A 25,306-nucleotide genomic window follows, 5' to 3' on the forward strand; every position below is an offset into this window, starting at 1 on the left:
AATAGCGACTCTTGTGTTGGTGTGGGGTAAAATCGAAACGAATAGGCTTTTTCCATACCTCACATTTTAGCATATATTTCGTAAACGATGCTCATATTTAACAGTAAAGCCGTCGTAGAACGACGGGGTTTCAGACCCAAAATTGTCGATGAACCTTGCTCAGGGAATAGGAGATAGGAGTGAGCAGATGAGGTTGAGTGTTGGGGAGAAAAAGCTGAATTTGTCTCCTGTCTCCTGTCTCCTGTCTCGGAGTCTCCTATCCCCTCCTATTGACACAAACGCTGATAAACTGTGGCTAAAGCTTGGACATCACCGACGTTACCCGGGAAAAGAACCACAGGTAAATTAGGAAAGAGGGGATGATCGGCTTCTGTGCGGACCATGGAGACACCGGGGAGAATCTGACCGAGTAAACGGGCTGATTGCAGGCTTAAACCCGTACTTAAGACATCATTGGAGGTAATTCCGCCTTTACTGATTAAAAAACTGATGTCACTGGGTAAACCCTTAACAATGTCCATTAACAGGGTGGAGACGGCAACCCCAAAATCAAGGCGTTTCTGCACAGAGGCAAAGGTTAACTCTTGCCGACTGGTATAGATCACGGGGGTTTGTTTATTTTTGTGAATAAGCTTGACTTTTTCCAGAACTTGTGCTAAGAGTTGCTCTCGTTGCTCGGGACGATCGCGCAATGCCGTCACATCGATTTCGACTCCGACGGTGTTGGGTTGTTGAAGCAGTTCATCTAATTGTTGGCTAGTTTTTTTGACGTGGGAACCGACGATAATTGCCCCGGCTTCCCCCGTGGGCTTATACTTACCCATAGATTCGGGTGCGATCGGTTGAGTTCCTAAATTAGCCAAAGAAGTTAAAATACTGGCGGCACTACGGAATAAAAATTTTTTTCCCTCCCCTGCGGCGGTTAAAATATCTTCAGCAAAGCGATCGAGATCCGCTTGAGTTTCCCCATCTACCACCCCACATTGATTATTTTTGAGCTTTTGCAGTCGTTCTAAACTACCTTGACGGATATCTGCCAGTAAAAATCTTTCCACATCATCTGCTTTAATTTTACCTTTCGTTTTCTCCTCCACATAATCCGGCAGATAACTGTAATGGTAGGCAAAAACCGAATCGCGAGCGAATTCCGTCTCGTGGACGGGAGTGGGAACGCCATCGATGATTAAATAGTGAATACTATCACGGGTGATTCTACCTCCCTCAAAAAAGGCTGGAATCAGGAAATGTGCATCAAAACCGCCCAATTCTTCGGCAATAACATCAGTTTCGATCGGATAATGCCCGCGCAGGGTAGAATCGGAACGACTAACCACCAAAAAATCCTCGATTCCCTCTTTAGTTAAGGCAGTTTTCAGGTTATGACAGACTTCTCGCGTGACAGACTCGGCTTTTTCGGGGGTTAAAGCGCGAGTATTGGTCAAAACAAAGAAAATTGGCGCATTATCTGCCAATCCTAAGCGGAGAGTATCTTCATCCCACCGCATCAATAACAGACAACTATGGACTGTTTGGGAACCTGTCGGGTCGTCATCTAAGACTATAATTTTAGGTCTATTATTGCTCATATATTTTTTATCAGGATGGGAGGGACGAAGGAACCAAGAGAATCTGGTTAATAGTTTATCGGGTTCTGGTTCCCCATTAAAGTCGTCCCCTCCGCAAGCAACCGCTATCAATCTTGATCACAATCTGTCCAATATAGGATAAGCTATACCATGATTCATACAGTGACGAAGTTGAGCGCGGGAGACTTCCCTTTGAATACGTTAATCCACCCCACTGCGGTTATCCATCCGTCGGCAAAACTTGATCCCAAGGTTAAAGTTGGTCCCTATGCTGTGATCGGGGCCAATGTGGAAATTGAAGCTGATACAATTATTGATGCCCATGTGGTCATTGAAGGTCCGACTAAAATTGGCAAGGGTAATCATATTTTTTCTGGGGCTGTTATTGGTAATGAACCACAGGATTTAAAGTATAAAGGGGGCGAAAGTAGCGTAGAAATTGGTGATCATAACCAAATTCGCGAGTTTGTCACGATTAATCGCGCCACGGATACGGGAGAAGTTACCCAAATTGGCAGTAATAATTTATTAATGGCCTATGTTCACGTTGCCCATAATTGTATTTTGCAAGATAACATTATTATCGCTAATAGTGTCGCCTTGGCTGGTCATGTCCAGATCGAATCAAAAGCAGTTATCGGGGGGGTTTTAGGAGTACATCAATTTGTTCATATTGGCAAAATGGCCATGTTAGGAGGAATGAGTCGTATTGATCGCGATGTTCCCCCTTTTACTTTAGTGGAAGGCAATCCCTGTCGCGTGCGAACTCTTAATTTAGTCGGTTTACAAAGGGCCGGTTTTACCGATGAAGATCTAGCTTTACTGAAAAAAGCTTTTCGGATTATCTATCGTTCTAATATAAATCTTCAGGAGGCTTTAGAACAAGTTTCTCTCTTAACCGATAACCCCCATGTTCAACATCTCTGTCAATTTTTACAATCCTCTACCACCGGAGAAAAACGTCGCGGTTTAATTCCGGGGAAATAATTTATTGAGGAACAGTCTGTAGGGTGTAGGGTGTAGGGTGTAGGGTGTAGGGTGTAGGGTGTGGGGTGTAGGGTGTGGGGTGTGGGGTGTGGGGTGATGGGGAAGTGGGGAAGTGGGAAGAATAAATAAAAATAATCTCCTATCTCCTATCTCCTATCTCCTGACTCCTGACTCCTGAATCCTGTCTCCTGAATTCTTTTATTATCAAATAATTATCCAAATGCGTATATTTATTAGTACGGGTGAGGTATCGGGTGATTTACAGGCAGCCATGCTGATTGAATCCCTTTTTAAACTAGCTAAAACCCAAGAAATTGAGTTAGAAATTTTTGCACTAGGTGGCGATCGCATGGAGTTAGCCGGAGCAAAAATGTTGGGTAAAACCACTCGACTGGCTGCCATGGGATTAATTGAATCTATCCCCTTTATTTGGCCAACTTTACAACTACAAAAACGAGCAAAAGAGTTTTTTAGAGATCATCCCCCTGATCTGATTATTTTAATTGATTATGTGGGGGCAAATGTGGCGATCGGTCAGTCGGCTAAAAAAATTATTCCCCAGGTGCCAATAATTTATTATATTGCCCCACAGGTGTGGATTTGGTCAGAAGAAAATATCCCCTCAGCTAAACTCAGGGCCACAGCAGAAAAGTTATTTAATACGGAAAAATTAATCGCCGTCACCGATAAATTATTAGCAATTTTTCCCGCCGAAGCTCGTTTTTTTGAAACAAAAGGTTTACCAGTAACTTGGGTGGGACATCCTTTAGTTGATCGTATGGCCAATGCTCCCAATCGGCAAGAAATGCGGCAAAAATGGGCAATAAAACCCGAAGAAACGGTGATCGCTTTGTTACCTGCTTCCCGTCAACAGGAGTTTAAATATCTCGTGCCGACGGTGTGCGCTGCTGCTAAAAAATTACAGGAAAAAATTCCCGATATTAAGTTTTTAATTCCCGTTCCCTTAGCTTTATACGAACCAAAAATGCGAGAATTAGTGAAGGAATATGGATTAAATGCGGTGATTATGGAACGAGATCAGACTTTAGAAGCGATTGCCGCTGCCGATCTGGCTGTGGCTAAGTCTGGTACAGTTAATCTCGAAATTGCTTTGTTAAACGTGCCGCAGGTGGTGGTTTACCGTTTAAGTGCAGTTACTGCTTGGATTGCCCGCAATATTATGAAGTTTTCTGTACCATTTGTCTCACCGGTAAATTTAGTTTTAATGCGAGAAATTGTTCCCGAATTATTACAAGAGGAAGCTAACCCAGAGAGAATTATGCAGGAATGTCTAGATTTATTATTAAATCAGCAACGTCGGCAAAAAATGTTAGATGAATACGCAGAAACTAAAGCCGGTTTAGGAACAGTAGGCAGTTGTGAGCGAGTGGCACAAGAGGTGTTTAAAATAGGCCTTTGTTAGGGTTGGGAGCCGGTCGTCAGGAGTCAGGAGACAGGAGATAGGAGTCAGGAATCAGGAGATAGGATTGCTGGAGATAGGAGTCAGGAGGCAGCTTTATTCTCCCCACACCCCACACCCTACACCCTACACCCCACACCCCACACCCTACACCCAGGAAAAACTCTTTGCCGCAAACCCTACTTATAAGCGTCCATACCCTCACAGGAACAAACCAGATTTCTGTCCCCGTAAGCATTATCAACCCGTCCCACTACCGGCCAGAATTTATAATCTTTTAGCCAAGAAAGCGGGTAAGCTGCCTGTTGACGGGAATAGGGACGACTCCAATCATCGGCAGTTAAAACTGCGGCTGTGTGGGGGGCATTTTTCAAAGGATTATCGTGGATATCCATGCTACCATTAGCGATCGCTTGTACCTCTTGATAGATAGTTAACAAAGCTTCACAAAAACGGTCTAATTCGCCCAAAGATTCGCTTTCCGTGGGTTCCACCATCATTGTACCCGCCACGGGCCAAGAAACCGTCGGCGCGTGGAAACCGAAATCCATCAAGCGTTTTGCCACATCTTCCACCTCGATGCCGGCCTGTTTTTTCAGGGGACGTAAATCAATCACGCACTCGTGGGCAACCGTTCCCGCGCTACCCTTAAATAACACCGGATAGGCCGACTCCAGACGAAAAGCCAGATAATTAGCGTTCAAAATTGCCACTTCTGTCGCTTTTTTCAAGCCTGCTGCCCCCATCATAGCGATATACATCCAAGAAATCACCAAAATGCTGGCACTACCCCAAGGCGCGGCCGAAATTGCCCCAATTGAGTCCTGATGCTTACCGTTAGCGGTTTCTGGGGATAATTTCGCCAAAACCAGGGAAACATCGGGCAGAAAAGGCACTAAATGGGATTTTACTCCGATTGGTCCCATGCCGGGTCCGCCACCACCGTGGGGAATACAGAAAGTTTTATGGAGATTCAAGTGACAGACATCAGCACCAAAATCCGCCGGACGACATAAACCCACCTGAGCATTCATATTCGCGCCATCCATATACACTTGACCACCGTATTGATGAATCAAGGCACAAATTTCGCTAATTCCCTGTTCAAAAACGCCGTGAGTGGAAGGATACGTCACCATCAAAGCCGCTAGATTATCCTGATGCTTCTGGGCCTTAGTTTTCAGGTCATTAATATCAATATTGCCCCGAGAATCGCAATTAACCGCCACTACTTTCATACCACACATAACAGCGCTGGCAGGATTAGTCCCGTGAGCGGACTCAGGAATTAAGCAAATCTGACGATGACCTTGACCGCGACTTTCATAGTAGGCTCGGATTACCTGTAAACCGGCATACTCTCCCTGAGAACCGGCGTTCGGTTGTAGGGAAATGCCATCAAACCCGGTAATTTCCCCTAACCAAGTTTCTAACTGTTGAAAGAGCAGTTGATAGCCTTCTGCTTGGTCAATCGGGGCAAAAGGGTGTAATTTGCCGAATTCTGCCCAAGTTACCGGAATCATCTCCGCTACGGCATTGAGTTTCATCGTACAGGAACCGAGGGGAATCATGGAAGTATTTAAGGCTAAATCCTTTGTTTCCAGACGGTGCAGATATCTGAGTAATTCCGTTTCCGAGTGGTAACGATTGAACACCGGTTCGGTAAGATAGGCACTGGTACGGGTTAAATTAGCGGGTAATTCTAGACTAATTTTCTCGACTAATTCCGCCGCGGTAAAGGGTAATTCCTCGGTGGGGGCAAAAATTTGCCATAAATCCCACACATCCCTGAGACTGGTGGTTTCATCGAGACTAATTCCTAGATTATTCTCATCAAAATAACGCAGATTAATCTTATGGGTTTTTGCCTTGGCGAAGATATCCTTAACTCCCGTGGATACCGTAACTTTGAGCGTATCGAAGTACGGTTCTTTCCCCACTTGATAACCCAACTTTTTTAAACCATTTGCCAATAAAGCGGTTAATTTCTGCACTCTTTGGGCGATTTTCTTGATTCCTTCCGGTCCGTGATACACCGCGTACATGGAAGCAATCACCGCTAGTAACACCTGTGCGGTACAAATATTACTGGTGGCTTTATCCCGGCGGATATGTTGTTCGCGGGTTTGCAAAGCTAAACGCAGTGCGGGTTTACCCTGACTATCCTTCGATACCCCGACAATGCGCCCCGGAATGCTGCGTTTATAGGCATCTTTGGTGGCAAAATAAGCGGCATGGGGACCCCCATAACCCAAGGGAACCCCAAGGCGTTGACTGCTACCCACGGCAATATCAGCCCCCAATTCGCCGGGGGGAGTCAACAGGGCTAAACTGAGAATATCGGCGGCAACGGTGACTAAAGCCCCATTTTCCTGCGCTTTGGCGATAAATTCCCGATAGTCATAAATTAGGCCATCGGTGGCTGGATATTGTAATAATGCGCCAAAAATCGGCGTTTGAAAGTCAAAGAGACGATGATCATCGATAATAATGTCAATACCTAAAGGAATCGCTCTGGTTTTAACAACTTCAATCGTTTGGGGATGGCAACTACTAGAGATAAAGAAAGCATTGGCTTTAGTTTTACACAGTCCATAACTCATACTCATCGCTTCCGCAGCTGCTGTTCCTTCATCGAGGAGGGAAGCGTTAGCAATTTCCAGACCGGTTAAGCTAGTGATGAGAGTTTGGAAGTTTAAGAGAGCTTCTAAGCGTCCTTGGGCGATTTCCGCTTGATAGGGAGTATAGGCGGTGTACCAACCCGGATTTTCTAAGATGTTGCGGAGAATTACCGGCGGGGTGATACAGTCATGGTAGCCCATGCCAATAAAGGAGCGAAATACCTGATTTTTGGAGGCAATAGCTTTTAATTGGGCAAGAGCGGCGTATTCACTCAAGGCAGGTGCTAGATTAAGGCTTTTTTGTAAACGAATTGCTGCAGGGACCGTTTGAGCGATTAATTCCTCCACGGTAGCAACACCCAAAACCGCCAGCATTTTCTCGATTTCCGTCTCCGTCGGTCCAATGTGACGGTTAACAAAGCTATCGGTGCAGTCTAGCAGGTCTTGCAGGTCAGCAGGAGCGAATTCCTCGGTTTTCTCGGCCGTAATTGACCTATTTAGCATATTAATCTCGGTTTCAACAATTACAAAAGTGTTGCGTTTCATCGCTAGGGGTGATTTTAACGCAACTTGTAAAATTTTTGTAATATTTGAAGCCAGCAAGTTAAAGTCTCAGCTAATTTGCTATCGAAAGTATGCACAAAATTAACCTCACTACTGCTTTGTCACCAAAAACCAACCGGAATCCGTAGAGCCGATCACCTTTAATCCTCCTAAATCAGTAGCTTCTTTGGTTTGACGATCGATAATCAGGTAAGGCTGCCTGTGACTTTGCCAATGATTGATTAATTCTTCAGCAGCAAGGGGAAAAACCCGACGACCACTATAAAAATTTAATGAGGGGCGCTCGTAGGCAAAAGCAATATAAACAGGGTGATCGGCCGGCACATATTTCTCCACTAAACTCGCCACCGGTTTGACGGGGAAATTCTCATTTAATTCCCAGATCCACAGGGGAGAATTGACAAAAATAAACAAAGAAACCAACATTCCCCAGAGTAAAACCACGCTGAATTGTTCCGAGCGCCGAGCTAACAAAATCGCCGTTGTCACCATGGTCAAGGAAAGTGACAATAAGGTTAAAAGAATTAAGGGATGGATAGGTTCGATAGCGGCAAAATTACCTGGAAAATAGACGATTAAAGCTAATAAACCCGCCCCAACGCCGATAATACCCAGAATAATTGACCAGATTGGATTATAGGGGCGATCAATGGGAAGATTACCCACTTGCGCCAAGGCATAACCGGCCGCTAAAGCCAAGGCCGGATAGATCGGCAGAATATACCAAGGCAACTTGGTCGCCATTACCGAAACCACCAACAGATAAACACCCGTCCAAACTAACAGTAACTTCGCCCAACTGTAGAGATGTTCCTGACGTGCTAAACGTAAACCCCAAACCGAGAAAATTAACCAAGGCCAACTATATTTAAGAATTTCCAGCAGATAATACCAAAACGGTTCGCGATGATCGTCGAGATGGTCACTAACTCGCTTTAACTGTTGAACAAAAAGGGAATCGAGAAACTCCCGCTCGTAGTGCCAAAATTGGGCGCTATACCAGGCAAAAGCGGGAGTTGCTCCCAATAACCAACCCGACCAAAAATAGGCAGACGTTAATAACCGGGGGGTATCCCAGAGCAGAAAAATCAAGCCGATACCCGTCAATAATAGCCCCATAATACCCTTAGTCAGACAAAGGAGGGCAAATCCTAACCCCGCCCCCAGAGACCAGCGTAAATCGCGTCGTGAGCGCAGTAAACCAACAAACATCAGGATTTCAAAACATAATACCGCTCCATCCAACATGGCTAAACGGCCATGACGCACCACCGGCAAAAGAGTTAAATAAATCAAGGCCGACAGTAAAGCTGGTAAACGAGCGGGAAAAATTTCTCGACCGAGAAGGTAGAGGAGCGGCACCGATAAAGCTGTTAAAAAAGCGGGAATTAGTCTCGTATTGGCCTCATTGATGCCCCAGAAATGGTAGGTTAGACCAATCAAACTATGAATCAACGGCGGTTTATTCAGGTAGGGATCACCCCAAAAACTGGGAAATAACCAGCGCAATTGTTCCAGTGGGGTTTGGCTAATTTCCTTGGCCACCTGAGCGATGGTCGCTTCATCCCAATCCCGCAAGGGTAAATTACCTAATCCCACTAGATAGATAATTAAGGCCGCTATTAATAATCCCAGTAAACACAGAAATTCTTTAAAATTTTCTCTCTGACGCAATTTATAGCTAGAATATCCCCAGGTAAATTTTTGACGGTTCATAAGCTAGGTCAGTTATCAGTAAACAGTAATCAGTTATCAGTGGACTTATACCTAATATTATTTCAAGAATAAAATTTTGTCTAGACAAGAAACTTACCCAAATAAAAATAATTTTAATGTCCCCAGATTTTTCAGTTAAATTGAATTAGCAATGACACATATATATCAGCCTAGAACTACTCATTAGTACAAAACATCAAAGCAAGCTCTGATTGAGTTATAATTTTTGGATATGTCTAATGAACTGATAACTCACATCTGATAACTGATAACTGATAACTGATAACTGATTATGTATTGGTATAATGGCGAATTAATCGAGGATGAGCGAATAAGTCTGGGTATTGATGACGTGGGGTTGCTTTATGGAGCCACAATATTTACTACCCTGCGTATCTATCAACAAAGCTTAGATCATCCCCTAACCCATTGGCAAGAACATCTCAAACGTCTGCACTCTAGTTTACAAGTTTTCCAATGGTCTGATCCCGATTGGCAGCGAATTCGCCAAGGAGCCGAAGAATTATCCCGATTCTATCCTGTCCTGAGAATTACAATTTTTCCCGATGGCAGGGAGTGGATTAAAGGCAGATTTCTCCCCGAAGATTTAAACCTTAGACAAGAGCGGGGAATTATTGGCTGGGTAATAGATAATCCCGCTTGGCAACGCATTTTAGGAGAACATAAAACTGGTAATTATTTAACCCCTTGGTTAGCGTCACAAACTGCTCAAAAAAAAGGAGCAAAAGAAGCGATATTAGTCGATCGAGTTGGGAATTGGTTAGAAACTAGCACGGGCAATTTATGGGGATGGAAAGATAATTGCTGGTACAGTCCCCTGCTTACTGCTGATATTTTACCCGGCATCGGGCGCTCGGCTTTGATCGGCTGGTTAAAAAAACAAAATATTTCCCTGCAAGAAAATCTCTGGACCCCCGAATTTGTCAGGACTTTACAAGCGATCACCTATAGTAATTCCCTGGTGGAAATTATCCCTTTTAATTCTATTCTTGGCTGGGATCTAGAGATAAATACAGCTATTTATAGAGAAATTTTACCAGATTTACAGCAATATTTTTCCAGTCAATTATAGAATAAATAGGGTTTGCTGAATAAATCTAAAAACCTTATCCAACAAGGTTTTTAGACTTTTTTTCCCTCAAAAAGTGCCGACCATGGGAGTGATTGGGGGGAAAATTCAGGGACTTTTTCCCTGAAAATTAGGTAATTTACCACCTGAAAATGGGTAAAACCCTACACCCTACACCCCACACCCCACACCCTACCCCCACGAAAAACTTTTTGCCGCAAACCCTAAATAAGGGTGTGTTACTAGAGGCTAACACACCTAAAATCTGGAAATAATACCGCTCAAGCTTTAAAATTCTCGCTCGGAATTAGCCTCACTATCGCGTTTAGAACCGAGTAAATCTAATTGATCAACGAGAATCACCGGTTTAGAGCGAGCTAATCCCGTGTTTTTGTCATTCCAGGTATCCATTTTTAAAGAACCTTTAATCCCGATTAAACCGCCTTTTTTTACATAATTAGCGGCCACTTCCGCCGTTTTGCCCCAAATTTCCAGATCGAACCAATCCGGCTGATCGCTATTTTTCGAGCGACGATTAACCGCTAAAGTGAAAGTACATAAAACCTTACCCGACTCGAAATACTTGGTTTCCGGGTCTCTCCCCGCTCGTCCCACCAAATGAACCAGATTTACACTCATGGTCTTAGATCCTCAATTTAGTACAATAGTATGTTCATTTTAGCCCGAAACCTTAGCCTTGACCGGTGGGCAGCCAGAAAATTAGGGCAAATACCTGCGTAAATCCGGGGAGAAAGAAGCGATAATTAACTAGACTTGAGACACAAAACGTAATAAAATCCAAGTCGATTCGATCGAAAGTCTAGCCATAGCAACGTTGTTATAAGAACAGGAGTGAAAACAAGTGGGTTTTTTTAGAGGTCTAGCCTTATCAAGGGACATAGGTATAGACTTGGGGACAGCAAACACCCTCGTTTATGTGTCAGGGAAAGGTATTGTTTTAGAGGAACCATCGGTAGTGGCGATCGATCAAGATCGTAACCCGATCGCTGTCGGGGAGGAGGCCAAAAAAATGCTCGGTCGGACTCCGGGCCATGTCACCGCTCTGCGACCCCTGCGCGATGGGGTAATCGCCGATTTTTACAGCTGCGAGATCATGTTAGCGGAATTCATCAAACGAGCGCTCGATGGCACGATTGGCAATCCCCGCATGGTAATCGGTGTTCCCAGTGGGATTACTGGAGTAGAGAGACGTGCGGTGGTGGATGCGGCCAAAAATGCCGGCTCGCGAGAAGTGGGGTTAATTGATGAACCGGTTGCTGCGGCCTTGGGTGCCGGTTTACCCGTCTCGGAAGCGACGGGAAATATGATCATCGATATCGGTGGTGGCACGACGGAAGTGGCGATTCTCAGTCTCGATGGGACAGTGATCAGCGAATCCGTCCGTGTGGCCGGGGATGAACTCACGGAAGCAATTATCGCTTATCTAAAAAAAGTCCATAACCTGATTATCGGGGAACGCACGGCCGAAGATATCAAAATTCGCCTTGGTTCGGCTTATCCCTCCCCCGGAGATGAATTTCCTCCTCTGGAAGTGCGGGGATTGCATCTTATGTCCGGTTTACCCCGCACCGTGACGATCAAAGCGGAAGAAGTGCGGGAAAGTATGGATGAGCCACTTTCCGTGATCGTTGATGCGATCAAACGTACCCTAGAAAAAACTCCCCCCGAATTAGCGGCCGATATTATCGATCGCGGCATCATGTTAGCGGGAGGGGGTGCTTTATTACGGGGACTCGATCGCCTAGTCAGTCACGAAACCGGTATCGTTACCCATATCGCTGAAGATCCCCTGCGCTGTGTTGTCAAAGGCACGGGAGAAGTGTTAAAAAATCAGAAACTCTTTGAGCGGATCGTTAATGAAACAACTCGCAATGTCTAAAGGTCACTAGGATCGGTTAGCCGTTAGCTATCAGCAGCGGAAAAATACACGGATTCTCACTCTACACAGCCAAGAGGTTTTAAATCGCTCATGTATTCAGCACGACGAAAATGGACACAGCAGGGATGGCGACTTTTTCTGCTCGCTGCCGCTCTGGGAGGAGCTTGGTACATTCGTACCTATCAAAGTGGGGCGATTTTAGAATTGTATGGTTTATTAACCCGCCCTTTTCAGGGAGAGGAAACTAATCTGCAAGAGCAACTTCTGGCCGATCAACGGGTGCGAGAATTACAAAATCGTTTAAGTGAAGTCGAATATCAAAATCAACAATTAAAAAAACAGCTTGGTTATTATCAAACCCAGAAAAAACCCCTGATTTCTGCCCCAATTATTGGCCGCAGTGCCGATGATTGGTGGCAACAGGTGATTATCGGTCGGGGTAGCGCCGATGGTGTGGAAGTGGGTGCTTCGGTGACGGGAATTGGCGGTTTAGTGGGACGGATTAGGGAAGTTACTCCCCACACCAGCAAAGTTTTATTGGTCAGTAATTCCCAAAGTCGCATCGGAGCAACGGTGAATCGTAGTCGGGCCATGGGTTTAATTCAAGGTCAGGATTCCCAAGTCGCCACCCTGCGCTTTTTTGAAAAAGCTCCCGATGTCAAACCGGGAGATGTGGTGACAACTTCGGCTTTTAGTAGTCTTTTTTCGCCAGGGTTGCCCATCGGTCGCATAATTTCCCTTAATTTACAGGAAAATCCCGCCCCCACCGCCAAAATTGAATTTACCGCCACCGTGGACAATCTCGAATGGGTCTTCGTTCACCCGCAACTCCAGCAGTGAGAGGGGGAATTATGCTGAAATTAAGCCGTTTATCAGCCCGTTCTCGTTTTATACTGAATATTTTAGTCACTATCGCTTCACTGCTTCTCTGTGCCTTTCTTTCCTTAATGCGGCTGCCCGGTATGGAGATTTTAGGCATCGCTCCCAATTGGTTACTGATTTGGTTGGTTAGTTGGAGTCTCAATCGCTCTTGTCTCGATAGTGTGGTGGCCGGATTAGCGCTCGGTGCTATTCAAGATAGTCTTACCTCTAATTATCCTTCCCATATCATGGTTTTTGGTCTCATCGGTTTCCTCACTTCCCGTTTACACCGACAACGTTATGTTAAAGAAGAATTGATCGCCGTGGTCTTAATTGTCTTTGTTATGACTTTAATCGCCGATGGTGCGATCGCTTTTCAATACTATCTACAAGGAGGCAAAAATCTCGCTGATCTTTGGCTCGATTATCAACGCATTGGCCTCACTGCTGCTCTGCTTAGTAGTCTCTGGACTCCCCTCGTCTATTATCCCCTCCAGCAATGGTGGCGACAATTTAGCGATCTTTAAGGAGATAGGAGATAGGAGACAGGAGATAGGAGACAGGAGATAGGAGACAGGAGATTATTTTTATTTATTCTCCCCACACCCCACACCCCACACCCCACACCCCACACCCCACTTCCCCACTTCCCTCACCCCACACCCCACACCCCACTTCCCACACCCCACTTCCCACACCCCACACCCCACACCCCACTTCCCACACCCCACACCCTACACCCCACACCCCACACCCCACACCCCACACCCCACACCCCACACCCCACACCCCACACCCCACTTCCCCACTTCCCTCACCCGCTCAACTAACATGAAATACAAACAAAAACTTAGTCAATTTTTTCATAATCTTGCTAATAAATTAGAGAATTCCGAGCAACACCCTAAAGTCGATCCTATTGACTCCAAATCTGCGCCAGTTGCGGGGGAAAAGCCAGTAGAAGCCGCTTCCGAAGAAAAAAAGGTTAATTTAGTCTCCCGAACCAGTAGCAAGGCTCTAGAGACGTTAAAACCCTTAAAAAACAAATTTACTACCCTGATCGACAATTCCCCCTTACCGCAATGGCGACAACATCCCCGCTTTGGGTTGTACTTGGGATTGGGATTAGGCGTAACTGGGGGCATTTTAGGGGTAGGTTGGGGCATTTATCGCCTTGAAACCTCTCTACCGCAAAATATCGCCGATATACAAACATATACTCGTCCCGGCACCCTAACCATTCAAGCCGCTAATGGGGAAATCCTCAAGCAAAATGGCCCTAGCACTTACGAAACCGTGAAAATTGCCCAAGTTCCCCCACTGGTACAGGAGGCCTTTATCGCTAGTGAAGACCGCCGTTTTCGCCAACACGGGGGAGTTGATGGCCAGGGTATTGCTCGCGCTCTTTTTTCTAACCTGAGAGCCGGGGGAGTGGTGGAGGGAGGCAGCACCATCACCCAACAATTGGCCCGGATTGTCTTTTTATCCCAAGAAAGGAGTTTTGATCGCAAATTACGCGAAATGCGTATCGCTCAGAAAATAGAAGATAAATATACAAAAGACCAGATTTTAGAGCGTTATTTCCACCTAGTTTATCTCGGTTCCGGGGCCTACGGTCTGGCCGATGCCGCTTGGTTATATTTCAGTAAACCCGTCGATAAATTAACTCTAGCCGAAGCTGCCACCCTTGCCGGCATTGTTCCCGCTCCTAGTCTCTATTCTCCCCTCGAAAACCCTAAATCTGCCCTAGAACGGCGTAATATCGTCCTAAAAACTATGGCCGAGGTGGGATTTATTACTAACGCTCAAGCAGAACTGGCGATCGCATCTCCCCTAGGCATTAAAACCAGTCCCCTAAAACGTCTGCAACGGCAAGCGGCCTATTTTACCGATTATGTGGAAAAAGAACTGCCGCAACTGGTTCCCGCTAAAACCCTAGAAGCAGGGGGATTGGTGGTAAAAACTACCCTCAATCCTCGTTGGCAAAGGGAAGGGGAGGAAGTGGTAGAAAGAGCGGTTTCTCGTTATGGCAAGTGGCAGCACTTCCAACAGGCGGCTTTAGTGGCAGTTGACCCCAAAAATGGACAAATTAAGGCCATGGTCGGGGGAATTGACCACGATAAGAATCAATTCAATCGGGTGACACAGGCAAAACGTCAGCCAGGATCTACTTTTAAGCCTTTTGTCTATGCGGCGGCGATTGCGGCGGGGAAATCCCCCTATTCTAATTATAAAGATGCACAGTATGTGGTGGATGGTTATAAACCGGAAAACTACGGCGATAAGTATAGCGGCCGCGAGGTGTCCATGCGCGATGCTTTGACTTCTTCCCTGAATGTGGTGGCAGTTCAGGTGTTAGTGGCTGTGGGTTGGAATCCGGTGATTAAATTAGCTCAAGATATGGGGATCCAGTCGAAACTTTTACCCACTTATTCTTTGGCTTTGGGTGCTTCGGAAGTCAATCTTTTAGAATTGACCAGCGCCTACGGCACTTTTGCTAATAATGGTGTGCATCAACCAGTTTACGGTATTAATCAGGTACTCGATCGCAATGGTAAAGTAATTTATCAAGCCAATTTTAAACCGAAAACTGCTCTCAATCAAAACACGGCAGCGACGATGACTTGGATGCTGCAGGATGTGGTTAATTCGGGAACGGGAACCCCCGCACAAATTGGTCGTCCGGTGGCAGGAAAAACCGGCACTTCTGACAAGGCTCGCGACCTTTGGTTCGTCGGTTATATTCCCCAATTAGTCACGGGAATTTGGCTCGGTAATGACAATAATAAACCCACCAATGGAGCCAGTACCATGTCCGCTTGGATGTGGCGACAATTTATGTTAGGAGCAATTAAGGATATTCCCTATCAAGGTTTCCCAGAACCGAATTTAGGCAAACGTCCAGTGACAGTAAAAGCGGAACCCATTAAACCCCGACGTACCTACTTTACCCAAACTACTAACAATCGTTTAGCCAGCAGCGATGAGGGTTCCCCCACCGAAGGACCCATCCGCAGACGGCGACGGGTTCGGGTAAGTCGCGAGCAAACTATCGTCCGTTCTAATACTAGCGAACCGGGCCAACGCCGTTCTAGTCGTCGGCGTACTAGAGTCGCTCCGTCCAGTGCCGCTGCGCCTAGTCCTGAAAATACGGCCGCCGCGGCAGCCGAACCGATTACCGTTCCCGTCACTGTGGCGGCCCCCGAAACTCGTTCGGTTCCCCTAGAGGTAACTCCTCCCACCGATGTGATTCCTCCCGCACCCCCGGCAGAAAGACGCTGAATCGGCACGACAACCCTCGCAGGATTTGCGGGGGTTACAGAGGATACTTTATCTCTGCTGATTTCTGAAAGCCTTGTAAATCAAGAGTAAAAATATAGTTGCACACGGGGTTAAATCCGTTGAGTATAGGCTACATATCAGGAGAGACAGTCATGCAAGGGGAGTGACTCTTAAATTATTACAGATGCGTCAGCGGCTGTCCCCCAACGGGGGGTTTGGGTAGGGTTGATTCATGAATCAACCCTACTATCAATCAACCCTACTATCAATCAACCCTACTATCAATCAACCCTAGGAGTTTGGGGGTTCTACCCCCCAAAGGCTTGGATTGAGTGATAAAATCGGAAGTAATACGGCCATCCGTTGAGTATAGGCTACATATCAGGAGAGGCACTCATGCAAAAGGGGGAATAAATAATCAGTTTTTAATAACTGGATTTAGTAGAATAACTTAAAAGCCGTTTAATGCCGATGACCAGTCTTATTTCCCCCACTACCCTCTCCTCAACCCGTTTAAGTCTCAGCTATCAAGTGGCTATGCCGGAACCGACTTCACACCTCTTTGAAGTTACTCTACAGATTACCGGTTGGCAAGCTCCGATTTTAAACCTAAAAATGCCGGTTTGGACTCCCGGTTCCTATCTAGTGCGGGAATACTCCCGTTTAGTCCAAGATTTTCAAGCTGTTAACCTCAACAGTCGCAAAGTTGCTAAAAATCACTGGCAGATTGACAATGGTGACAGTTCAGAAATAACAGTCAAATATCGCGTTTTTGCCCACGATTTAACCGTCAGAACCAACCATCTCGATGATACTCACGGTTACTTCAACGGGGCTGCTTTATTTTTCTACATCCCCGATTATCAAAAACATCCCCTCACCCTGACAATTATCCCCCCCCATGGCGATTGGCGCGTTACCACTGCCTTAAAATCTTTACCCGGACAGAAAAACACCTTTCACGTTCCCGATTTTGATACCCTGGTGGACAGTCCTGTGGAGGTGGGGATTCATCAGTTATACGATTTTGTCGTCGAGGGAAAACCCCATCAATTAGCTATCTGGGGACGGGGAAACGCCAATCCTAGTCAAATTATCGCCGATACCACTAAAATTATTCAAACCGAGTCGGCTATGTTCGGTGGACTCCCTTATGATAATTATCTCTTTTTGCTACATCTTTCGGCGGCTGGTTACGGGGGACTAGAACATAAAAATTCCTGTACCCTTAACTATATGCGTTTGGGATTACGAGATAAGGATAAATATAATCGTTTTCTGCAATTAGTCGCCCATGAGTTCTTTCATCTCTGGAATATCAAGCGTATTCGCCCAAAAGCTTTAGAAAGCTTCGATTATGATGCAGAAAATTATACTTCTTCCCTCTGGTTTGCCGAAGGAACCACCAGTTATTACGATATAGTAATCCCTCTACGGGCGGGAATATACGATAGTAAGACTTTTTTAGAGCTTTTAAGCAAAGAAATCACCCGTTATCTCAATATACCCGGTCGTCTTGTCCAACCTCTAGGCGAAGCGAGTTTCGATGCCTGGATAAAACTCTACCGACGGGATAGTAATAGCGATAATAGTCAAATTTCCTACTATCTCAAGGGGGAATTATTGTCGCTGCTTCTGGATTTACTAATTCGCACCCACACCGATAACCGTCGTTCCCTCGATGATGTTTTACGCTCGATGTGGCAACATTTCGGTAAAGAGGAGATTGGCTATACCGATGGGGAATTGCAAGCAATTCTCGAATCGGCTGCGGGGGTGGATTTAAGCGACTTCTACCAGCGTTATATCGACGGTTTGGCAGAATTACCCTTTAATCAATATCTTGAACCTTTTGGACTCTATCTGCGGGGTGTTGACAATGGGGAGACGATACCTTATCTGGGAATGCGGCTACAGAGTGAAGCGGGTAAAGAAATAATTAAATTTGTCGAGATGGGTTCCCCTTGCCAAAAAGCGGGAATTAATGCTGATGATGAGTTATTGGCTATCGATGGATTGCGGGTGACGGCGGAACAGTTAAACGAAAGATTAAAAGACTACCGCACAGGTGATATTATTCAGATAACAGTCTTTCATCTCGATGAATTGCGAACCCTTGCTGTTCCACTGGCTGCCCCGCAGACGATTCGCTATGAAATTATCAGGGTAGAAAATCCTTCTAATAGCCAGAAACAAAATTTTTCCGCATGGGTAAATCCCGTTTAATTCTTGGTTAAATCAACAAAAAAATGTCTATTACCGCCGAAATTCCTTTCCTTCCTCTCGCCTATTTTGAGAATAAATTTATCCCTTTTACTGAGGCAAAGTTATCCGTTGCTACCCACGCACTACACTACGGAACTGCCGCTTTCGGTGGTTTACGAGGTACTCCCGACCCTAGCAATCCTGGACAGATATTATTATTTAGATTGGAACGTCATTGTCAGCGTTTAAGTCAAAGTGCTAAGTTTCTTAATTACGAGATTCCTGCCGATAAAATCTATCAAATAATTATCGATTTTGTTAAAAAGAATCAGTGTAATCGACCTTTTTATATTCGTCCCCTTGTCTATAGTTCGGGGTTGGGAATTGCCCCGCGATTGCATGGTATCGAGAAGGATTTTCTCGTCTATGGTCTAGAAATGGATGATTATTTAGCAGCCGATGGGGTTAATTGTCGGATTAGTTCTTGGTATCGTCAAGAGGATAGAAGTTTCCCGTTGCGAGGTAAAATTAGCGCCGCTTATATCACTTCTGCTTTAGCAAAAACGGAAGCGGTAGAATCGGGGTTTGATGAGGCAATTTTAATGAATTCTCAAGGTAAAGTCTGTGAAGCGACGGGAATGAATATTTTTATCATCAGAAATGGTCAGCTAATTACTCCTAGTTTTGACCAAGATATCCTAGAGGGTATTACTAGAGATAGTGTTTTAACTATCGCGCGGGATTTGGGTATTCCGGTTATTGAAAGACCCGTAGATAAGACGGAGTTATTTATCGCTGATGAGGTGTTTTTAAGTGGCACTGCGGCGAAAATTACTCCGATTAAAAGGATTGAAACTTTTTCTTTACCCGCGGCTAAACCGATTACTTATCAGTTAAAAGAAAAGTTAAGTTCTATCGTTCTCAATCAGGAACCAAAGTATCAAGATTGGATTACTAAAGTTCCTTTATAGTTAGATAAATTTACTTGATTTTTCCTTGAGATGCGTCAAATGATGGCGCATCTCAAGGAACCCTGAAATAAACAGAATTTATCTATTTTTCGGTTTGATTCCTTCCTGTATGTAGGGTATAGTTTTATTAGGATCAATCTTTAGGATGGGTTTCTTCCCTGTTGCTGTTTTCTCTTGTTGATTGTCGGTTTTTTGCTGATTTTGATTATTATCGGTTGTATGTTCCATAGTAGAGCAAATAAGTATGACAAATATTCGGCTTACCTATGATTATACCTTAAACTCTATCAAAGTTGTCAAGGATAGTATTAATCAACTAAAGACAAAACTTACTTTGATTCTAACTATTAGTTAGCTGTTGTTTTGGTTAATTGTGGCTGAGATTTACCTGCTTATAGAGTTTCCCTTGAATATAACCAATCTCTTTATGCTTGGGTGAAGCTGTCCTGCATTTAAAATAAGTCTTGGAAATTTTATTACCAATGCTCAAACTCTCAAACTAGGGATAAATTTCTGGTATCGCCGGTCACTGAAATAGGTACAATAAACATTGGCTCGTTTTCATAGAGAACTTAAATGACGCAAAATAATCCCCTAGAGTTGATTGAGAAGTTAGAAACAGGAATCCCCGGCTTTGATTTTCTTTCGGAAGGGGGATTACCGAAAGGACGAGCGACTTTGATAGCGGGGACGGCAGGAAGTGCTAAAACGGTTTTTGCCTGTCAATTTCTGGCAGAAGGCATCAAAAATGGAGAAAATGGCGTTTTTGTCACCTTCGAGGAGCCACCCCAAGCACTAAGAAAAAATATGGGTGGTTTTGGTTGGAATATCCGGCAGTGGGAGGAGAATCGTCAATGGGCCTTTGTTGATGCTTCCCCCCAACCGGAAGAAAAGCCGATGGTGACGGGAGAATACGACCTAGGCGCATTAATCGCTCGCATTGAGTTTGCTATCCGCAAAAATAAAGCCAAACGGGTGTCTATGGATTCTTTAGGCGCAATTTTCAGCCATTTAAGTGATAGCGCTCAAGTGAGAAGTGATCTTTTTCGTCTGGCAACCGCTTTGCGAGAATTGGAAGTAACAGCGATTATGACCGCAGAAAGAACCCAAGAATACGGCGAAATCAGTCGTTATGGGGTGGAGGAGTTTGTGGCCGATAATGTGGTGATTTTACGCAACGTTTTAACCGATGAGAAAAGAAGAAGGACGATCGAAATTTTAAAATATCGGGGAACCGATCACCAAAAAGGAGAATTTCCTTTTACAATTATTCCCAACAAAGGGGCCGTGATTATTCCTTTATCAGCCATTGAATTAGAACAAAAATCCTCTAATATTCGTATTACTTCCGGCAGTCTGGAACTCGATAGAATGTGTGGGGGTGGTTTCTTCCGCGATTCGGTTATTTTGGTTTCGGGAGCCACAGGAACAGGAAAAACCCTGATGGTGACAGAATTTATGGCCGGGGGAGTAACCAATGGGGAAAGATGTTTAATTTTTGCCTTCGAGGAAAGTCGCGAACAGTTATTTAGAAATGCTACCGGTTGGGGTGTGGATTATGACCGCATGGAAAAGGAAGGTAAATTAAAGGTAGTCTGCCGTTATCCCGAAACTACGGGTTTAGAAAATCATTTAATTATGATGAAGGAAATTATCGAGGAGTTTCAACCTAATCGAGTGGCAGTAGATAGTTTATCTGCTTTAGAAAGGGTTTCTAATCTGAAAGGATTTCGGGAATTTATTATCGGTTTGACTTCTTTTATTAAGCAAAAAGAGGTGGGAGGATTATTTACTTCCACCACTCCCACTTTATTAGGAGGTTCCTCGATCACAGAAGCGCATATTTCTACAATTACCGATTCAATTATTCTGCTGCGTTATGTGGAAATGTATGGAGAAATGCGCCGCGGTATCACTGTTTTAAAAATGCGCGGCTCTATGCACGATAAGGATATTCGTGAGTTTTCGATCGATCATCAAGGTATGCACATCGGTCAACCTTTCCGCAATGTTACCGGAATTCTGGCTGGAACTCCTATGTACACAGCACAAACAGAAGTAGAACGTTTGAGTGGATTATTCGAGGATCGTAGTTAGGGTTTGCGGCAAAAAGTTTTTCGGTGGGGGTAGGGTGTAGGGTGTGGGGTGTGGGGTGTAGGGTTTTACCGATTTTCATCTGTTCAATTACCTAATTTTCAGGGAAAAAGTCCAGGGATTTTCCCCCTGATCACTCCCAGACGAGGCACTTTTGGATTTTAAAAAGGTCTAAAAGTCTTATCCAACAAGGTTTTTAGATTTATTCAGCAAGCTCTAGTTAAAATATAGCAGCATTTGCTAATCGCACATCGGCCGTTAGCTTTTTTCTCCCTATCTCCTTTCCTCTTCTTGCTTTCTTGATATGTCTAAAAACTTTTGGTTTATTTTTCTAGGTCTTTTACTGATAAATAACCTACATTTATCAGCCTTGGCAGAAACAGTTTTACAAAGAATTGCTCGCACGGGAGAATTAAAAGCGGCAGCCAGAAAAGATGCTACTCCCTTTAGTTATATCGATGAGAAAACGGGACAATGGACAGGTTACGGAGTGGAATTAATGCGCTTAGTCCAACGTCGATTAGCACAAGAATTAGGTAAACCGATTACAATAACCTTTATAGAAGCGACGACTAATAATCGTTTTCAGCAAGTGGAACAGGGACAAGTAGATTTATCCTGTAATGCGGCAACAATTACGGAAGAAAGACTAGAAAAGGTTAATTTTTCTATTCCCTATTTTATGACAGGAGCGCAATTTCTAACTAAAAGGGAAAATGTTGATAAAATAGATATTAATAACACTTTAGCGGCAGTTGCGATCGCCTATATTCCCCACACCACCACCGATAGTATTATTCGTTATATATATCCTCTGGCTAATTGGCAAGCTGTCAGTGATCGAAGTGAAGCAGTGGCAAAATTACAAAGGGGAGAAGTAAAAGCAGTGGTTAGTGATGGAATTCTTCTGCTGGGGGAAATCGTTAAACAAGGACAGGATCCGCGACAATTTGTGCTACTACCCCGTCAACCGATTACCACCGAACTTTATGGCTGTATTTTACCCAAAAACGATCCCGAATGGAAAAAATTTGTTGATACTGTCGTCGGCAGCAATGATAACCAGAAACTGCGAGAACAATGGTTTAATTTAGAAGAAAGTTCTTTCCCCTATAGGATTCTCAATCAACCCTAAAAGTAGACTGTGATTGCTGAAAATTAAAAGTAAGTAAATTCTGGTTTTTTTCCCCTTTTCCTGGTCACTTTTTCCTGAAAAACTATGTCTTTTGTCGGTTTACATATTCACAGTGATTATAGCTTACTTGATGGTGCTTCCCAATTACCGGCACTAATTGATCGAGCGATCGAATTAGGACAACCAGCGATCGCTTTAACCGATCATGGAGTCATGTATGGTGCGATCGAATTAATTAAAACCTGCCGTAATAAGGGAATAAAACCAATTATTGGCAATGAAATGTATGTAGTCAATGGCGATATTGAAGTCAATCTTCGCCACCGAAAATATCATCAAGTTGTTTTAGCAAAAAATACCCAAGGCTATAAAAATCTGGTTAAATTAACTACTATTTCTAATCTGAAAGGTATTCAAGGTAAAGGTATTTTTGCTCGTCCTTGTATCAATAAAGAGTTACTCCAACAATACCACGAAGGATTGATAGTTACCAGTGCTTGCTTGGGTGGAGAGATTCCCCAAGCGATTTTAGCTAATAACAGGAAACTGGCTAAGGAAACGGCTAAATGGTATAAAAAACTTTTTGGTGATGATTTTTATTTAGAAATTCAAGACCACGGTTCTAAAGAAGATCGGATCGTCAATGTAGAAATAGTTAAAATTGCTAAAGAATTAGGAATTAAAGTAGTTGCTACTAACGATTCTCACTTTATTTCCTGTTACGATGTAGAGGCCCACGATGCCTTGCTTTGTATTCAAACTGCCAAGTTAATTACTGAAGACAAACGCCTCCGTTATAGCGGTACAGAATACTTAAAATCTGCTGATGAAATGCGTTTACTTTTCCGTGATCATCTGCCCGAAGATGTGATTGAAGAAGCGATTAATAACACCTTAGAAGTAGCAGAAAAAGTCGAACCTTATAACATATTTAATGAACCGAGACTACCTAACTATCCAGTTCCTGCGGGACATACTGCTGATAGTTATGTAGAAGAAATTGCTTGGTTAGGATTACTAGAAAGATTAAAATGTCCTTCTCGTCACGAGATTGAGCCTGTTTACAAAGAAAGGCTTGAATACGAATTAAAAATGCTACAGAAAATGGGATTTTCTACCTATTTTCTCGTCGTTTGGGACTATATAAAATATGCTAGAGATCATGATATTCCCGTCGGTCCAGGACGCGGTTCTGCGGCGGGTTCTTTGGTAGCATATTCTTTAAAAATAACCAATATTGATCCCGTTCATCACGGTTTATTATTTGAGCGTTTTCTCAATCCTGAACGGAAATCTATGCCTGATATTGATACGGATTTCTGTATCGAGAGACGGGATGAAATGATCCAATACGTCACGGAAAAATACGGGGAGGCTAATGTTGCCCAAATCATTACTTTTAACCGCATGACATCAAAAGCTGTCTTAAAAGATGTGGCGCGGGTGTTAGATATTCCCTACGCCGAATCGGATAAAATGGCGAAAATGATTCCCGTTTCTCGCGGTAAACCCACACCTTTAAAAGTGATGATTTCCGATGAAACTCCCGAACCAGCATTTAAAGAAAGATACGATACGGAACCCCATGTGCGTCATTGGTTAGATATGGCAATTCGTATCGAAGGTACTAACAAAACCTTCGGAGTTCATGCCGCGGGAGTCGTCATTTCTTCCCAACCTTTAGATGAAGTGGTTCCCCTCCAGAAAAATAATGATGGGGCGGTAATTACCCAATATTTCATGGAGGATTTAGAATCATTGGGATTGTTAAAAATGGACTTTTTAGGGTTAAGAAATTTAACCACTTTGAAAAAAACCGCCGATTTAATTAAACAAAATCAGGGTATAGATATTGATCTCGAACAATTGCCTTTAGATGAAAGAAAAGCCCTGCAAATTCGGGCTAAAGGGGAACATAAAAAACTACCTCCCGATATTCTCAAAACCCACGGATTACTAGAAGAAGGGGATTTAGAAGGTATTTTCCAGTTAGAATCATCGGGGATGAAACAGATAGTTAAAGAGTTAAAACCATCGGGTATTGAGGACATATCTTCAATCTTAGCACTCTATCGCCCCGGTCCTTTAGATGCGGGATTAATTCCTCTCTTTATTGGCAGAAAACACGGTAGAGAACCCATTCGTTATGATCATCCTTTATTGGAACCAATTCTTAAGGAAACCTACGCAGTTTTAGTCTATCAAGAACAGATTATGAAAATGGCGCAGGATTTAGCCGGTTATTCCCTAGGAGAAGCGGATCTATTGCGTCGAGCAATGGGTAAGAAAAAAGCCTCCGAAATGCAGAAACAAAGGGAGATGTTTATCGATGGTGCTGCTAAAAATGGTGTGGAAAAAAGAATCGCTGAAAATCTCTTTGAACAGATGGTAAATTTTGCCGAATATTGTCTAGGAGGTGAGACGTTAATTTTAACTGAGGAATACGGATTATTACCAATTGCTAAAATTGTGAGCGAAGAAATTAACTGCACTGTTTATACTGTTGACCAAAATGGTTTTGTTTATAGTCAACCAATCTCTCAATGGCACGAGCGAGGTTTACAAGAAGTCTTTGAATACACCCTAGAAAATGGGCAAACTATCCAAGCAACCAAAGATCATAAATTTATGACTAGCGACGGAGAAATGTTAGCCATAGATACAATATTTGAGCGAGGTTTAGATTTAAAATCCTCTGATTTTTCCTAAAAGCCAAACCCCCCAATCTTGTCGGATTGAGGGGTAGGAAAGAATAATCCTGGCATCGAGCTATTGTCCCGGTCGGCAACCCGACAAGTATCTTGGCCACGGTGAAGTTTCACAACCGAGTTCGGGATGGAATCGGAGTGGTGCCATCACGTTAAAGACACCAGG

18 protein-coding genes and 1 rRNA gene are annotated in these 25,306 nt (G+C 44.0%); 12 read left to right on the top strand and 7 right to left on the bottom strand.

Going from position 1 to position 25,306, the window contains the following annotated elements; all coding sequences use genetic code 11:
* Together O9295_RS27560 and O9295_RS22300 are read right to left on the bottom strand one after the other, a co-directional pair.
* Positions 1-56 (bottom strand): helix-turn-helix domain-containing protein (locus tag O9295_RS27560; RefSeq protein ID WP_353845532.1); only part of this gene is annotated, 56 nt, incomplete at its 3' end.
* Between the two features lie 210 nt (positions 57-266).
* Positions 267-1,586, bottom strand: coding sequence for a four-carbon acid sugar kinase family protein (locus O9295_RS22300; RefSeq protein ID WP_159249964.1), 1,320 nt, complete (start codon positions 1,584-1,586; stop codon positions 267-269).
* Between the two features lie 150 nt (positions 1,587-1,736).
* Here O9295_RS22300 and lpxA point away from each other — a divergent pair, with 150 nt between their 5' ends.
* Entirely contained in the window at positions 1,737-2,573 is an 837-nt protein-coding gene (gene lpxA, locus O9295_RS22305) for an acyl-ACP--UDP-N-acetylglucosamine O-acyltransferase (protein WP_002761667.1), read from the top strand.
* A gap of 220 nt (positions 2,574-2,793) precedes the next feature.
* Entirely contained in the window at positions 2,794-3,996 is a 1,203-nt protein-coding gene (gene lpxB / locus O9295_RS22310; RefSeq protein WP_002761665.1) for a lipid-A-disaccharide synthase, read from the top strand.
* A gap of 176 nt (positions 3,997-4,172) precedes the next feature.
* Here the strand turns inward: lpxB and gcvP are convergent, their stop codons facing one another.
* Complete coding sequence (gene gcvP, locus O9295_RS22315) at positions 4,173-7,160, bottom strand: aminomethyl-transferring glycine dehydrogenase (RefSeq protein WP_288035453.1); 2,988 nt, start codon at positions 7,158-7,160, stop codon at positions 4,173-4,175.
* A 108-nt stretch (positions 7,161-7,268) separates the two neighbouring features.
* Positions 7,269-8,894, bottom strand: coding sequence for an ArnT family glycosyltransferase (locus O9295_RS22320; RefSeq protein WP_288035455.1), 1,626 nt, complete (start codon positions 8,892-8,894; stop codon positions 7,269-7,271).
* A gap of 292 nt (positions 8,895-9,186) precedes the next feature.
* Here O9295_RS22320 and O9295_RS22325 point away from each other — a divergent pair, with 292 nt between their 5' ends.
* Positions 9,187-9,987: an aminotransferase class IV gene (locus O9295_RS22325; protein ID WP_288035457.1), complete on the top strand. Its 801-nt coding sequence runs from the start codon at positions 9,187-9,189 to the stop codon at positions 9,985-9,987.
* 285 nt (positions 9,988-10,272) lie between these two features.
* Here O9295_RS22325 and O9295_RS22330 read toward each other — a convergent pair whose 3' ends face one another.
* Positions 10,273-10,623, bottom strand: a complete 351-nt coding sequence (locus tag O9295_RS22330; RefSeq protein ID WP_002761658.1) for a single-stranded DNA-binding protein — start codon at positions 10,621-10,623, stop codon at positions 10,273-10,275.
* Between the two features lie 223 nt (positions 10,624-10,846).
* Between O9295_RS22330 and O9295_RS22335 the strand changes: the two genes are divergently transcribed.
* The 6 genes from O9295_RS22335 to O9295_RS22360 all read left to right on the top strand — a co-directional run bounded on the left by O9295_RS22335 (position 10,847) and on the right by O9295_RS22360 (position 19,203).
* On the top strand, positions 10,847-11,884 hold the full coding sequence (locus O9295_RS22335) for a rod shape-determining protein (protein ID WP_147070009.1): 1,038 nt from the start codon (positions 10,847-10,849) through the stop codon (positions 11,882-11,884).
* A gap of 90 nt (positions 11,885-11,974) precedes the next feature.
* Positions 11,975-12,724, top strand: a complete 750-nt coding sequence (gene mreC / locus O9295_RS22340) for a rod shape-determining protein MreC (RefSeq protein ID WP_288035458.1) — start codon at positions 11,975-11,977, stop codon at positions 12,722-12,724.
* Positions 12,691-13,272 (top strand): rod shape-determining protein MreD, encoded by a 582-nt coding sequence (mreD, locus tag O9295_RS22345; RefSeq protein ID WP_288035460.1) that lies wholly within the window; start codon positions 12,691-12,693, stop codon positions 13,270-13,272. The genes mreC and mreD overlap by 34 nt, the downstream gene beginning before the upstream one ends.
* A 304-nt stretch (positions 13,273-13,576) precedes the next feature.
* Entirely contained in the window at positions 13,577-16,027 is a 2,451-nt protein-coding gene (locus O9295_RS22350) for a transglycosylase domain-containing protein (protein WP_288035462.1), read from the top strand.
* 465 nt (positions 16,028-16,492) lie between these two features.
* Positions 16,493-18,253: a M61 family metallopeptidase gene (locus O9295_RS22355; RefSeq protein ID WP_288035464.1), complete on the top strand. Its 1,761-nt coding sequence runs from the start codon at positions 16,493-16,495 to the stop codon at positions 18,251-18,253.
* 23 nt (positions 18,254-18,276) lie between these two features.
* Complete coding sequence (locus O9295_RS22360) at positions 18,277-19,203, top strand: branched-chain amino acid transaminase (RefSeq protein ID WP_288035465.1); 927 nt, start codon at positions 18,277-18,279, stop codon at positions 19,201-19,203.
* A gap of 78 nt (positions 19,204-19,281) precedes the next feature.
* Here the strand turns inward: O9295_RS22360 and O9295_RS22365 are convergent, their stop codons facing one another.
* Positions 19,282-19,431, bottom strand: coding sequence for a hypothetical protein (locus O9295_RS22365; protein ID WP_288035467.1), 150 nt, complete (start codon positions 19,429-19,431; stop codon positions 19,282-19,284).
* 348 nt (positions 19,432-19,779) lie between these two features.
* Here O9295_RS22365 and kaiC point away from each other — a divergent pair, with 348 nt between their 5' ends.
* The 3 genes from kaiC to O9295_RS22380 all read left to right on the top strand — a co-directional run bounded on the left by kaiC (position 19,780) and on the right by O9295_RS22380 (position 25,141).
* The gene (gene kaiC / locus O9295_RS22370) at positions 19,780-21,300 is read left to right on the top strand and encodes a circadian clock protein KaiC (RefSeq protein WP_002797104.1); all 1,521 of its coding nucleotides are present in this window, start codon (positions 19,780-19,782) and stop codon (positions 21,298-21,300) included.
* A 301-nt stretch (positions 21,301-21,601) separates the two neighbouring features.
* The gene (locus O9295_RS22375; RefSeq protein WP_288035469.1) at positions 21,602-22,432 is read left to right on the top strand and encodes an amino acid ABC transporter substrate-binding protein; all 831 of its coding nucleotides are present in this window, start codon (positions 21,602-21,604) and stop codon (positions 22,430-22,432) included.
* Between the two features lie 84 nt (positions 22,433-22,516).
* Positions 22,517-25,141: a DNA polymerase III subunit alpha gene (locus O9295_RS22380; protein WP_288035471.1), complete on the top strand. Its 2,625-nt coding sequence runs from the start codon at positions 22,517-22,519 to the stop codon at positions 25,139-25,141.
* 47 nt (positions 25,142-25,188) lie between these two features.
* On the opposite strand, the gene rrf is transcribed toward O9295_RS22380, so the two are convergent.
* Positions 25,189-25,306 (bottom strand): 5S ribosomal RNA (gene rrf, locus O9295_RS22385).

The sequence above is a fragment of the Microcystis sp. LE18-22.4A genome (assembly GCF_027531105.1).
Lineage (GTDB): Bacteria > Cyanobacteriota > Cyanobacteriia > Cyanobacteriales > Microcystaceae > Microcystis > Microcystis aeruginosa.

Bases quoted from the DNA above. Each gene is read 5' to 3' on its own strand.
- gcvP (WP_288035453.1), bottom strand. From the start codon at position 7,160: ATGAAACGCAACACTTTTGTAATTGTTGAAACCGAGATTAATATGCTA.
- lpxA (WP_002761667.1), top strand. From the start codon at position 1,737: ATGATTCATACAGTGACGAAGTTGAGCGCGGGAGACTTCCCTTTGAAT.
- O9295_RS22365 (WP_288035467.1), bottom strand. From the start codon at position 19,431: ATGGAACATACAACCGATAATAATCAAAATCAGCAAAAAACCGACAAT.
- O9295_RS22325 (WP_288035457.1), top strand. From the start codon at position 9,187: ATGTATTGGTATAATGGCGAATTAATCGAGGATGAGCGAATAAGTCTG.
- O9295_RS22355 (WP_288035464.1), top strand. From the start codon at position 16,493: ATGCCGATGACCAGTCTTATTTCCCCCACTACCCTCTCCTCAACCCGT.
- O9295_RS22380 (WP_288035471.1), top strand. From the start codon at position 22,517: ATGTCTTTTGTCGGTTTACATATTCACAGTGATTATAGCTTACTTGAT.
- O9295_RS22300 (WP_159249964.1), bottom strand. From the start codon at position 1,586: ATGAGCAATAATAGACCTAAAATTATAGTCTTAGATGACGACCCGACA.
- O9295_RS22350 (WP_288035462.1), top strand. From the start codon at position 13,577: ATGAAATACAAACAAAAACTTAGTCAATTTTTTCATAATCTTGCTAAT.
- mreC (WP_288035458.1), top strand. From the start codon at position 11,975: ATGTATTCAGCACGACGAAAATGGACACAGCAGGGATGGCGACTTTTT.
- O9295_RS22360 (WP_288035465.1), top strand. From the start codon at position 18,277: ATGTCTATTACCGCCGAAATTCCTTTCCTTCCTCTCGCCTATTTTGAG.
- mreD (WP_288035460.1), top strand. From the start codon at position 12,691: ATGGGTCTTCGTTCACCCGCAACTCCAGCAGTGAGAGGGGGAATTATG.
- O9295_RS22330 (WP_002761658.1), bottom strand. From the start codon at position 10,623: ATGAGTGTAAATCTGGTTCATTTGGTGGGACGAGCGGGGAGAGACCCG.
- kaiC (WP_002797104.1), top strand. From the start codon at position 19,780: ATGACGCAAAATAATCCCCTAGAGTTGATTGAGAAGTTAGAAACAGGA.
- lpxB (WP_002761665.1), top strand. From the start codon at position 2,794: ATGCGTATATTTATTAGTACGGGTGAGGTATCGGGTGATTTACAGGCA.
- O9295_RS22320 (WP_288035455.1), bottom strand. From the start codon at position 8,894: ATGAACCGTCAAAAATTTACCTGGGGATATTCTAGCTATAAATTGCGT.
- O9295_RS22375 (WP_288035469.1), top strand. From the start codon at position 21,602: ATGTCTAAAAACTTTTGGTTTATTTTTCTAGGTCTTTTACTGATAAAT.